The sequence below is a fragment of the Bacillus sp. RB3 genome (assembly GCF_030164735.1).
Lineage (GTDB): Bacteria > Bacillota > Bacilli > Bacillales > Bacillaceae_G > Bacillus_A > Bacillus_A cereus.
In genome coordinates this window covers 235990-248947 of sequence record NZ_JASNGE010000004.1, presented here as the reverse complement: position 1 = coordinate 248947, position 12958 = coordinate 235990, and the positions used below count along the sequence as shown (strand labels likewise).

Genomic DNA, 12958 nt, shown 5'->3' with positions numbered 1-12958 from the left:
TTCTTGTAGTCATGTTTTATGTACAAATTCATATATTGAATTTGTAACACCCTATACGGTATATCCTTAAGGAGGGATAAGAGAATGAAATGTCCGTCATGTCATACAGAAAATGCAGCGGAGGCAAAATTTTGCGGGAATTGTGGACATTCGTTAACGGAAGAAGTAGTGGCAAGTAGTGGCCAAGAAGAAGGGCCGGAACAAGCACGTGCGGCACAAGCAAAGGAAGCTCGGCAAAATGAAACGGTAGAGCAAGCGAAGCGGTTTGCGAGCGGCTATTTTCAATTTTTTAAACATGCATTACAAGCACCGACAGCGATTATGCAAAGCGGCGCTATTGAAGTACGAAATGGAATTGTAAGTCTTGTTCTTATTTGTTTTTTAGGAGCATGTATTTTTTATAGAATGATGAGTGCAGCATCAGCAGTTACGAGAACATTTGCACCAGATATATCTACTCCCACGTTTTTTGTAGAATCTATAACGGTCTTTTTCTTTTTATTAATTTTAACTTTATTTGTCGGATTTATTATTTTTGTAAGTGGTAAGATGATGAAATCATCTTTTTCGTTTCTTGAAGTATTCGGTATATGGGGAACGATAGCGACGCCGGCTATTGTCATATTAGTCCTTTCTTTTCTTTTTAGTTTCTTATTAATCTTTTTCTTACCGATATTATTATCCGTAGCTGCAACTTATATAGGGATTAGTATAACTGTAGCCGTATTAAAGCTAGACAATGGCGGATTAGATCTCGTTTACACACTTATTATTGCAAATGTTTTAATTGGAATTGCAACATTCATTGTACTTTGGTCTTACATTAGCACGATAATTCAAGCCTTAACACAGGGAATAACTGGCTTCTAATGAAAAGGTGGTTGACTGGATGAATGTATGTACAAAGTGCGGAGTTCAGTTTGAAGATGGTGTGCAGTTTTGTCAAAACTGCGGGACGAAGAGGGGACGTTCTGTAGTAAAGAAGAACATGAGCGGTGGTGTAAAAGTTGGCATTACACTGTTAGCGCTATTTGTTATAGCGATTATTGGATTGTATTTGTACGGATTGTCGTATTATACGCAGGTGGCACAAGTAGACCGGATGATTACGATTTTACAAGAGAGGGACGGAGAGAAATTAGCTGAGATCGTTACGGCAGATGATCCATCGGTTATGATAACGAGAGAGAGCGTAACGCCTCTATTTTCATATATAAAAGAAAATCCATCTTACGTGAATGAATTAAAAGAATATTTGAGACAAGGTGAAAAACAACGGGACGGAATAGAAAGAGCTGATTTTTCATTAACGAAAGACGGAAAGTATTTCTTTATATTTGATCGATATAAATTGAAAGCGAAGACGTACTATGCAACTTTGCTTTCAAATGAAAAAGACGTATCGTTAAAAATGAACGGAAAAGAAATTGATAAGACAGATGAAAAAAAGTTTGAGAAGCAATATGGGCCATTTCTTCCGGGAAATCAAGTGTTTCAATCAGAATATAAAAATGACTACGTAAAACTATCGCGTGAGGAAAAGGTTGTACTTATGAAACAAAGCCAAAATAACGTAACGGTAGATTTAACGTTGCAAGGTCAATATATTACAGTTCAAACGAACGCGCCTGGTGCAACATTGTACGTAAATCAAAAACCAGTTACAGCGCTCGCAGGAGAAGAAATTACATGGGGGCCTGTAGCGACTGATGGAAGCGCGAAAATTTATTTAGAACGAAATGGAGAAAATGGACGGGAAACGACAAAAGTAGAGACGGTAACGGCACTTTCGTCTTATAATCTTCCATTTCAAAAGAAAAGTACAGAAAAACCAGTTGTTTATAATGTTACTCCAACGCCCGCGACTGAGTATGTATATAATGGTTTCATCTTTCCTGATAGTGATATTCGAAAATTAACGAGCACAGATTTAACATATTTATCGAAAGAACAGTTGAAAATTGCTAGAAATGAAATATATGCAAGGCATGGACATATTTTTCAAACGAAAGATATGCAAGCGTATTTTGCAAAACAGTCTTGGTATAGAGAAAATCCTTATTTTACAGGAAAGTTAACAGATATCGAAACTTATAATATTGAACTAATTAAATCAAGAGAATAGAGCGCGGGAAAAAGGTACAGTGTATATTACTGTACCTTTTCTATCGTTATTTGGCTGGACGAGGTTCCCTAGAGAAAAAGATATGAAAGAGAAATGTGACTTTACTTGCCCCTCCTGATGTACTGGCTTGCACATGAGATAAAGAACTAGACGTTAAAGCAGCTTCGGAATGAGGAGGGACGATTATTTTAAGCGTATCATCTGATTCTGATGATGCAGTAACTGTTATTGTATCGTCAGAAAAATTTATAATTTTAACAGTACCGACTGGAAAGATGGCCTTGCGAGTGTGTGATGTAGAAGCGAAGCGGGTAGCTTTCCAAATAGTTTGTGAGAAAGTGTCATTGTCAGATAACCAAGCACGAGCACTGTATAAAGTTACACTAACGGTAAACTCCTGTTCAAGCGGGAGGGCGGGTTTCGGTTCTATCGGTTCCTCTGGAAGCTGGACGAGAAGGCCGGCGCACATGTATGTTTCACCTACTTTCAATAGCTACTGTTATAGCATATTAAACATGTTGTATATAAGACACGACGGTTACCTATTCAAGCATAGGTTTGTGCACCAAATTTGAAGATGAAATTCTCTTTCTTTACAATGGAAGTAGGTGTTATTTCTATAAAATATGGAAAACGTAAAGAGTATGTAAAAAAGAAGGAGTGGTAAAGTGAACTATGTCATTATTGGCGGAGATGCAGCTGGTATGAGTGCAGCTATGCAAATTGTTAGAAACGATGAAAATGCAAATGTTGTAACTTTAGAAAAAGGTGAAATTTATTCATACGCTCAGTGTGGATTACCGTATGTCATTAGTGGTGCTATCGCTTCAACTGAAAAGTTAATCGCGCGCAGCGTAAAGACGTTTCGTGAGAAATATGGAATTGATGCGAAAGTGCGTCATGAAGTAACGAAAGTAGATACGGAAAAGAAAATGGTGTACGCAGAGCATACGAAGACGAAGGATGTCTTTGAATTTCCATATGATCGATTATTAATTGCGACTGGAGTGCGTCCTGTTATGCCAGAATGGGAAGGACGGGAATTACAAGGCGTTCATCTTTTAAAAACAATTCCTGATGCTGAGCGCATATTAAAAACGTTAGAAACGAATAAAGTTGAAGATGTAACGATTATTGGCGGTGGTGCAATCGGACTAGAGATGGCAGAAACATTCGTCGAACTTGGTAAGAAAGTAAGAATGATTGAGCGAAATGATCATATCGGTACGATTTATGATGCAGATATGGCTGAATATATACATAAAGAAGCAGATAAACACAATATTGAAATTTTAACGAATGAAAATGTAAAAGCATTTAAAGGAAATGAACGAGTAGAAGCAATCGAAACGGATAAAGGTACGTATAAAGCAGATCTTGTTTTAGTGTCGGTTGGAGTGAAGCCGAATACTGATTTTCTTGAAGGGACAAATATACGTAAGAATCATAAAGGAGCAATCGAAGTAAATGCATATATGCAAACGAATGTGCAAGACGTATATGCAGCCGGTGATTGCGCAACACATTACCACGTTATAAAGGAAATTCATGATCATATCCCGCTCGGAACGACAGCCAATAAGCAAGGGCGACTTGCTGGACTGAATATGCTTGATAAACGAAGAGCTTTTAAAGGTACGTTAGGCACAGGCATTATTAAATTTATGGATTTGACACTCGCAAGAACAGGCTTAAATGAAAAAGAAGCGAAAGGGCTACACATTCCGTATAAAACGGTCAAAGTAGATTCTACAAATATGGCGGGCTATTATCCAAATGCAAAACCACTTTACTTGAAATTACTATATCGCTCCGATACGAAACAATTATTGGGCGGGCAAGTAATTGGAGAAGAAGGCGTAGATAAACGTATTGATGTGATTGCGATGGCGCTTTTCAATAAAATGAGCATTCATGATTTAGAAGACGTCGACTTAAGTTATGCACCACCATATAACAGCGTGTGGGACCCAATTCAACAAGCGGCAAGGAGAGCAGAATAGCACTTTTTAAAGTGCTATTTTTTTGTTAAAGGGGAATTATCATTTTTGTCGAATGAAGAGGATCAGGAAATAGTTACATATGAGGAAGGGGAGTTTTTTTATGATTGTAGCACTTCAAAAAGTTCAAGAATCAGAAAAAGAAATATTACGTAATTTGTACGCATTATATCTTCATGATCTTTCTAAGTTCACTATGAATATAACTATCGGAGCCAATGGTTTTTTTGGATACAAAGATTTGCATATGTTTTGGAAAAATGACGGAATCACGCCGTATTTTATAAAAGTTGATCATAGTATTGTAGGATTCTTATTACTACTGGAACGTCCGTTTTTGAAGAAGGAAAATGATTTTGGTATTAATGATATTTTCATATTGAATCAATATAAAGGAAAAGGAATAGGTAAACAAGCTGTTGAGAATTTACTAGAAGAGAAAAGAGGACAATATTTCGTTATCGAACTTCTAAAAAATGTACCAGCAGTGTCGTTTTGGAAGAAAGTATATAAAAAACTGAACATAGAATTTGATGAGAGAGAGCAGTTAATTGATGATGAAGAATGTCTCGTTCAAACGTTTAAAATTTAATGAAATTGGTTTTCCTTTTATATTACTTTGAAATTTAACTTTATCCCGCTATTTGCGGACAGTAAGACCCCACTGATTAAAGTTTCACTTTATTTTGAATATACCGTTTCCCCTTGAAAACATATTACGTATCGCTTATATTTTCATATAGTATTTATTTTTTAAACGAAGCAATGAACGAACCAGGGGGCGCAGTATGGCAATTAACATGAAAACAATCGAAGAATGGATTGCTGAATCAAATGCAAGACATGAAGAAGACTTTGGACACGTTGTGGAAGAAATGAAAGAAGTATGTGTCGGACTTGATAACGCGACATTAATTTATACGAAAAATGTATTTTGTTTCGGTAAAAAAGTAGAAGTCTTTTTCTTCTTCCAAGACCATGTCGTGATTGGACAAGAAAAAGACGAATATGTTGAGATTGAAAAATTAAAGTATGATGCCATTACAAATAGTAACTTAAAAACAAATGACAAAAATACTACGTTAGAATTAAAGTTTGCTAACGGACAATCTATCAATTTAGATAGTTTAAATGATAACTACGGTACGAAAAATTGGTTATTTGCTAGACAAATTAAGAGTATTTTTAAGTTAATCTAGTGAAAAAGCAGACCCTTTGAGGTCTGCTTTTTATTTAATTCCTATTACGCAAAGACAACCTCTTTCTTCGTAACATTGTACACTTGTAAATCCTGTTTTATAAAAGAGATTTATTAGTTCTTCGGTCGTGTTAAAATTCTTCATATGATATTGAATTTTGAAAGTTTCAGCCACTAATAAAAAGGAGCCGTCCGGTTTTAAGACGCGAAATACTTCTTTTATATCTTGTTCAACATCAGGCCAAAAATAATGAGTTTGAAAGGCGGTAATGAGATCGAAGAAGTTCGTATGATGTGGAATAGAAGAAACGCTTGCTTGTTGAACAATTACTTTTTGTTTTTGAACATCTTTTGCATTCGTCTGTATAGAATTTTTCACAGCTTGATCGGAGTAATCAATTCCATATATTTCCCCAAGTGGAGTTCGTTTTGAAAGAGTGTGTATGGTTTTGCCTCCACCACAGCCGATGTCTAATACGACTGCATCTGTCTTTATATGTACTTTCTGCAATGCCCAATTTATTAATCTCGTATGTGCAGCGTTCATAATACAAAGCATGGAGGAACCAATTGTTCCGCTAGGATTTTTTGCTTGCTGAATTAACCGTTGTAAAATGCTCAAGTTAAATTCTCCTTTTATGTAAGAATATATACTCATTTCGCTTTTTATAAATTAAATCCTTTAAAAAAAGCACGCCGATAGACGGCGTACTTCTAACAATGCAAAGCCCCTTTTAACCAATTCCGCGCCCGATATGCCCCAACTGGAACTTGAATAAGAGATGTTTCATTCCCAGCATCTATTCCGTACAATTGATCACATGCATTTGTATCAAAACTAAGTAAAGGATGCCCGCCCATCCCCATAGCAGTTGCAGCAAAAACGAGTTTATGAACGAGTATACCTGCTTCCATTTGGTGAATACGGTATCCTCTATAGCCTAATGCACGTGTATAGTAATCTTTCTGTCCGACTACATGTAAGCAAAGTGGTACTTGAAAAAGGTTTACGTTATCCATCGTCATACTAGACTGAAGTGGGTAGCGAAGGTCTCCATATCGAATTGGTTGTATGGAATGTGTTTTACTGTTATAAGCGTAAGCTCCGTTTTCAATATTTTTCACGCTATAAAAACATCCGTATAAGGAGACGCGTGTATTTTCATTTGTATACTTACCGTCAAGGTCGTTGTAATAGGGGAAGGAAAGGCTCGCTTCTTGTAGTAAAGTAGCGAGCTCAGCTGCATCCCATTTCGTTAAAATAAAATCCGCATCAGGAGAATATCGTTTTTTACAAAGTTGTAGGAAATCATACGATAACCGTTCTACTTTTGGTAGCTGTACAGCGTACGGATTATGTTGATAGTGCTCTTCATGATGTAGTGTTTGGAAGTGTGCTGTTGATTCGATCATAGAAGCTTCATTTATTTTTGTTATCATCGGATATTCACCTACATGTTTTGAGCGAATGAAATGTTCATGTGCGAGCGGCGGAATTTGTTGCAACAACTCATGAGAAGTAACTGTTTTATTTTCACGGTAATCATTGTGAAACCAATTAGTTTCTGGCTCTGTACTTAAAGGAATAACGGCATACACACTTTCTTCACCTTCTGACAATCCGAGTAAATGGTTCAGTGCACGGTCTAGAAATTGAAAGTATACGCCGTTTGTATAACCGAATTGCTTTGCACATTCTAGCAATTGTCCAATGAGGACCCCGCTATCTAATCCTTGAAGACGATATGAAAAATTATTGTATTTAAAGAAATTTTTCCAAAACATAGTGGATACGAATGCAGCACCGAAACAATCATCTATATTACAGCGATTACCGAGTGTGTCTGCCAAATAAGAATCGAAATTTCCTTCGCGAAGTAAAATAAGTCGGTGATGCGCGGCGTCATAATGGTAAATGCCGTCTGGGTAATCGTCAATCTTTAAATAGATATACAATTCATTCGGATATAAAGCACCACCTGAAGGAATAGATCTTCGTAATACATTTCTCTCGCTATTTAGCTGACATAATTGTGTTACACCAAATGAATACCAAAGGTAGTGACCAATCTCATCTAAAGTAGGTGTAGTAGAAGAGTTCGGTAAAGATAATGGGATTTCTAAGGAGAGCGGGATGGTAGGTAAATTTCGATATAATTTATAAGGAAGCGGTGCGTCTTTCCAGTCCACCTCATGATTCGGCATAATTTCATCGATAGAGAAATGGAGATGATGTAAAAAAGTATCTAGCTGCATGAAATCCCTCCTTTACTATGGAAACGGATGTGGATGTGGATTTAATCTTTCATTCGTTAAAGGTTCGTCTGTATATCCAAGTGTCATCGGTACGGTATATACCCGGTCCAGTCCTGTAACTCGAGTAAGATGGTGACCAAACGTCATCGGTAGCATGCCTGGAATAATAACTTTTACACAATGTAATCCATTCTTTTCTATGAGGGGAACGGTTTGATCTACAACGATTATTTCAAGATTAGATTGATGCAAACGATTTAAAAGTTGGTGGAGATCGGATGTTAAATCCATATCAAATGATTGTGATACATTCATTTCTTGGAACGTTTGCACCGGTGCATCTTCCCGTAAAAGGAAGTGAAGACGTTCTTCTGTTTCTTTCAATCCATACAGCATACTATGGTCTTCCATTTTATTAACGAAATAAGGATCTTGTAAGCATTTTTCGTAGTATTCTCTTTTGTGCTCGAGCTCATCGTCTGTTATAAGTAACATGCCTGCTATTTCTTGAATGGCGCTTTTTAAGGCTCGAATAGGATCTAAATGAGCGCCTCCTGCACAAACAACGTTCATTCCATTTTCACGCGTATTTTTTGCAATTACCCATAAGCTAGGAATGCCGTGTTCCATCGTCGCGTTAAAAGCGTGTAATTCATATCCGGTAATCGTACGTAACCGCTGAATCATTAATTGTAATTCTGTATCATTTGCTGAATTAAGATCCAGGCGGGGAAGAGGTAATTCGGCATACCAAGTGAGTAAGAAGGCATCACGCTCTACAATTTCTAAAATGCCGTGAAAAATCGCTTCTTCTAAACTACCGCCAATTGCACATCCATTTGATGTTTCATACACGAAAGCATCTCGATGACCGAGGCTATAATAAGCAATTGATTCAGGAACTAAAAGCGGTCTGTTTTGTGATAAAGAATATCCCCATACCCAGTTTTGCTCATAATCAGGATCAAACGGCTTGAATGGAAAGTTATCACGATTGTAATGTTCATTTGTATGGACACCGAGTGTGAGGGGATTTAGTGCATGTTCCTCTAAATCATGAAAACTACCATGCACATTTGTCTTTTTCCCTCGAGGCGACATACCGCAATATCGTTCTAAACCTTCTAAAATAGCAGTTGCTTCACTCACTGCAAATGAATGAGTTCGTCCCGCAACACCTTCATTTCCGAACATTAATGGCATGTTTATAATGACGTCAGCGAATGGTAATACAGAATGCTGCATTTTTCCGTTCAACATACCGACCCGATAATCTAAATAGTCTCTCGTTAAAAATGTGTTTAGCTCATGAATGGAACGGCAGCGATACGTTTCGGTGCTTACTTTTAAACTCGGTTGTAAAGAAACTTCCGCCGCATCCGCAGTATCATCAGGTAAATTACTACATACAGGACAGAGAGGATCTGGAAGAAAAGAATGCCGCGTACATTGTAATGTTTGTAAGTTTAGTAAAATAAGTTCATTTTCTAAAGAAGAATGGTTATGAGTTAATATTTTTCCTGTTTCTGCGCAAATAAGATGGCACATTTGCAACATTCCATTTTGGGTGGCACGTACGTCACGTCTCGTTACATTATCTGCTTTAAAGGCATATTTCCGCTGTAGTTCCCACATTTCTTTTTGATCAAAGCCAGCGATAAAACGGCGTCCATCAGAACAATGGGAACATCCAGGCGTAAGAGGATGAATGTAAGGACCGATAATACCTTCGCCAAATGAAGTAAAACCACGAAGCCATGGAATATGATTTGAGCGAAAAATAAGTTCGGCATCATGATGAATAGTAGAAGGAGATCCGTCATGTAATACGAGAGCGAGATGAATATTTTCAGGAAGTTCTTCTGTAAGGGTCTGCTGACGAATGATGGAATATTGTTTGCATAATTGATCATGTACATAGTCTGCAAGAAGGCCATCTCCTATAAGCAATATATTTTGAATCATAAACCGTCCTCCTTTGCAATTAATACCCCATACACACCGTCTAGGTTTTCTTTCAAAAATGGTTCGATTGCTAAATCGAACACGAAGGGATAAAAATTATGTTCTTCTAAATGCTGTAAGGCAAGCTGTAAAGATTGCACACTTGGAATTTCTTCTTCCGCTTGTATTTCCACTCTAAAAGAATCCGTGTCATATAAAATAATAGAGGATTCAGGCAAGATATTAGCTCTGTAAGGAATTTCTTCATTTTGAACGTGAAAGAGTGATAGTTGTAGTGCGTTTCGTAACGCTAACGTCATATTAATATTAGATGCACCGTACCATCTATCATTTATACCAACCCAAACGACTGGAAAACTGAGAATCTCTTCACTCATTGCGATTTTAGGTGTTTCATGGATTGTAGAGAGAGCATCGTAATAAAATCTACAATGTTTATCTTGAATATCAATTAAATCAACAGTTGTAAGTTCCTCTAGAATATGTGACTGCCGCTCATACAGTTTATTGTTTAAATGTTGTTGTAGTGCCCGGTAAAATCCTTCTGTCATCGTTTCTCCAGCACCGATACCGATATTGTTATGTTCAGGAATAAGGCGGTGAATGATTTCTGCTACATATGTTTCAATTCCTGTTAAACCAGCTTCTCGGCGTGCTTCATTATGAGTCAATCCACTACGAGTCATAAGAGGCAGAAGGGGAGCTGGGCCATCTGATAGTGGAGTAGCTACTTGAATATAGCATTGTGATAATGGTAATTGATATGAATCTTGTTCATCCCATACATGGAATATACCGGCTTCTTTAGAAGTTAATGAATCGAAAAAGCGGAATACATCAGTTGAAGTATGTTGGCTGGACCGATGCTCAAGTTTTTCAGAAATATTTTCTATCGTATCAATTGTAAAACTTTCATCAGTTGCAAGAGGGTGTTTTATAAAAGGATGCCACGTTCCTTCAAGTGTTTCATAGTTTAATAAAAAGAATTGTGATTCTTTTTCACGATATGAATCATCCGCGACATGTTTAAACAATTCAAAAACGATTACATTTGCTAACATGGCAGATGTAATTGGTGAGAAGGAATCCGATGAATTTTCATTTTGTAAAGTCGTTTCATGTAGCCGATGCCATGCGGATTCCCAGCATTCATCACGATTTTCTGTTACGACAGGTCCAGCTATACCGAGTGTTGATAAACAAATAGCTGGTATGAAATTCTTTTTCGTTTCTCTACAAATAGTGTGAACTGTTTTTAAACCGTCAATGTCTCCGTTTTGAGAAACATATAAAATCCAATCAAAAGGTTCGAATACTTCACGCAAAGGACGGTCAATTGTAGTATCGATTTCTTGAAGGAGTACACTGTTATCAACTTCATATGCACGTTCTATTAGCTCATGTATTCTGTCATAGTTTGTTTCATCCCGATCTGTAACGAGGTAATGAAATGTAGGTAAACCAGATTCTAATAAAGAAGAAACTAAGGAAGTGAGCATATCCCCAGAACCAAGTACAAGGACATTTGCTCCGCGGTATGTTTCAAACTTTAAAGCACCTGAATGAGAATCAGCTTCTAAAAATTCAATTTGCGAAGCATATCTGTCGAGTAATGTACTGTTTAATTCATGAGGTGCATCTTGATTTGCATCGCGAACGAAACCATTTTCATATAAAATCTCTCCAATTTCAAATACACGGTTTTGATAGGGGAGAGGGAGGCCATCGGTTATTTCGGCTAAAGAATAATTCCCGTTAAACATTGGCATTAATTTTTCAATCCAATCATAAATTCCATCACCGTCCATACGAAATGAACTGGCGTTATTTCGAAAATAGACACCCCCGTTTGAATCGGGGAGGAAGAAAGTATCCTTATTTACTTTAAGTTTTGCATGAATTGGAAGGTTATTCATTTTAATCCTCCTTACGTTTAGGCATACATTATTACCTTATGTCATGAAATTTGTCCCGTATGAACACAATAAAAAAAGGCTGTAGAATGATTCATTCTACAGCCTTTAATAGATTTTTAATCTATCAACCTTCTAATAATAATGACTTTGGATCTTCAAGCATATCTTTAACAGCAACAAGGAAGCTAACTGCTTCTTTACCATCAACAATACGGTGATCGTAAGATAAAGCAATGTACATCATTGGGCGGTTTTCCATACGCTCGTTATCAATTGCAACTGGGCGTACTTGGATTTTATGCATTCCTAAAATACCAACTTGTGGGCTATTTAGGATCGGTGTTGACATTAGAGAACCGAACACACCACCGTTTGTAATTGTAAATGTACCACCTTGTAGTTCTTTTAATGAAAGTTTGTTGTCACGTGCTTTTTTACCTAATTCACGAATTTCACTTTCAATTTCAGCGAAATTTAATTGGTTGGCATCGCGTACAACTGGAACAACTAATCCATCTGGAGCTGCTACTGCAATACCGATATCATAGAATTTTTTAATGATAAGCTCGTCACCTTGAATTTCAGCATTTAATAATGGGAATTGTTTTAATGCTGCAACAACTGCTTTTGTGAAGAATGACATGAAGCCAAGACGTACATCATGTTTTTTCTCGAAAGCATCTTTGCGTTCTTTACGTAATTCCATGATCGCACTCATATCAACTTCGTTAAATGTTGTTAACATTGCAGATGTTTGTTGAACTTCTACAAGACGTTTTGCAATTGTTTGACGGCGGCGGGACATTTTCACGCGCTCAACTGGTTTTTCGAATTCCGTTTTTGCAACTGGAGCAGGAGCTGGACTCTTTGGAGCAGCTGGTGCTTCTTTTGGTGCTGCAGCATGAGCTTGTACATCATGTGGTCTCACGCGTCCAAGTGGGTCTGTGCTACGTACGTCGTTTAAGTCGATTCCTAATTCACGAGCCATTTTTCTAGCAGCTGGTGATGCGATAGGACGGTTTGTATTTGGTAACCCTTGTAGTGTTGCAGTTTGCTCAGCATTTGGTGCCGCAGCTTTCGGTGCTTCAGTCGTTTCTTGTTTTGGTTGCTCAGCCACTGGTGCAGGTGTACTTACTGCAACTGGTGCTCCATTAGCATCTAAAATTGCGATAGTTGCACCAACTTCAACTGTATCCCCAGGTTCGCCTAGTAACTTCGATACAATACCTGAATCTTCTGCAATGATTTCTACATTGACTTTATCAGTTTCAAGCTCAACAACGCTGCCACCTTTCTCAACTTTGTCGCCTACGTTGATAAGCCATTGTGAAATAGTTCCTTCAGTAATAGATTCTGCAAGCTCAGGTACTTTAATTTCGATCATTTTAAATGTCCTCCCCTTATTTGCCTAACGGTGTGTTTTTTCTTCTTTTGTCTTCGGTAATCTCCATTTGTTAGCCTGGCCTTGGGCAGAATATCTGCCCAAGGAACAAGCTAG

11 protein-coding genes are annotated in these 12958 nt (G+C 37.5%); 5 read left to right on the top strand and 6 right to left on the bottom strand.

Going from position 1 to position 12958, the window contains the following annotated elements:
- The first annotated feature begins 84 nt into the window (after positions 1-84).
- Together QO049_RS08800 and QO049_RS08795 are read left to right on the top strand one after the other, a co-directional pair.
- On the top strand, positions 85-870 hold the full coding sequence (locus tag QO049_RS08800) for a zinc ribbon domain-containing protein (protein WP_000650090.1): 786 nt from the start codon (positions 85-87) through the stop codon (positions 868-870).
- Between the two features lie 19 nt (positions 871-889).
- Positions 890-2125, top strand: a complete 1236-nt coding sequence (locus QO049_RS08795) for a TcaA 3rd/4th domain-containing protein (RefSeq protein ID WP_246962343.1) — start codon at positions 890-892, stop codon at positions 2123-2125.
- Between the two features lie 46 nt (positions 2126-2171).
- Here QO049_RS08795 and QO049_RS08790 read toward each other — a convergent pair whose 3' ends face one another.
- Positions 2172-2594 carry a hypothetical protein gene (locus QO049_RS08790; protein ID WP_246962345.1) on the bottom strand — a complete coding sequence of 141 codons (423 nt, stop codon included), beginning with the start codon at positions 2592-2594 and terminating at the stop codon, positions 2172-2174.
- 199 nt (positions 2595-2793) lie between these two features.
- Here QO049_RS08790 and QO049_RS08785 point away from each other — a divergent pair, with 199 nt between their 5' ends.
- The 3 genes from QO049_RS08785 to QO049_RS08775 all read left to right on the top strand — a co-directional run bounded on the left by QO049_RS08785 (position 2794) and on the right by QO049_RS08775 (position 5324).
- Positions 2794-4128: a CoA-disulfide reductase gene (locus QO049_RS08785; protein WP_246962359.1), complete on the top strand. Its 1335-nt coding sequence runs from the start codon at positions 2794-2796 to the stop codon at positions 4126-4128.
- A gap of 100 nt (positions 4129-4228) precedes the next feature.
- The gene (locus QO049_RS08780; protein WP_000634326.1) at positions 4229-4717 is read left to right on the top strand and encodes a GNAT family N-acetyltransferase; all 489 of its coding nucleotides are present in this window, start codon (positions 4229-4231) and stop codon (positions 4715-4717) included.
- 196 nt (positions 4718-4913) lie between these two features.
- Positions 4914-5324 (top strand): DUF3908 family protein, encoded by a 411-nt coding sequence (locus tag QO049_RS08775; RefSeq protein ID WP_000996782.1) that lies wholly within the window; start codon positions 4914-4916, stop codon positions 5322-5324.
- Positions 5325-5354: 30 nt separating this feature from the next.
- Here QO049_RS08775 and QO049_RS08770 read toward each other — a convergent pair whose 3' ends face one another.
- The 5 genes from QO049_RS08770 to odhB form a co-directional block, all read right to left on the bottom strand.
- Positions 5355-5945, bottom strand: a complete 591-nt coding sequence (locus tag QO049_RS08770) for a class I SAM-dependent methyltransferase (protein ID WP_000025747.1) — start codon at positions 5943-5945, stop codon at positions 5355-5357.
- 92 nt (positions 5946-6037) lie between these two features.
- Positions 6038-7579: a SagB family peptide dehydrogenase gene (locus QO049_RS08765; protein WP_098329730.1), complete on the bottom strand. Its 1542-nt coding sequence runs from the start codon at positions 7577-7579 to the stop codon at positions 6038-6040.
- A gap of 15 nt (positions 7580-7594) precedes the next feature.
- Positions 7595-9544, bottom strand: coding sequence for a TOMM precursor leader peptide-binding protein (locus tag QO049_RS08760; RefSeq protein ID WP_000615607.1), 1950 nt, complete (start codon positions 9542-9544; stop codon positions 7595-7597).
- Positions 9541-11460 carry a putative thiazole-containing bacteriocin maturation protein gene (locus tag QO049_RS08755; RefSeq protein ID WP_061654704.1) on the bottom strand — a complete coding sequence of 640 codons (1920 nt, stop codon included), beginning with the start codon at positions 11458-11460 and terminating at the stop codon, positions 9541-9543. Before QO049_RS08755 ends, QO049_RS08760 begins: the two co-directional genes overlap by 4 nt.
- A gap of 124 nt (positions 11461-11584) precedes the next feature.
- A complete protein-coding gene (odhB, locus tag QO049_RS08750) occupies positions 11585-12844 on the bottom strand; it encodes a 2-oxoglutarate dehydrogenase complex dihydrolipoyllysine-residue succinyltransferase (RefSeq protein ID WP_000569926.1) in 1260 nt (419 codons plus the stop codon).
- Between the last annotated feature and the right edge of the window lie 114 nt (positions 12845-12958).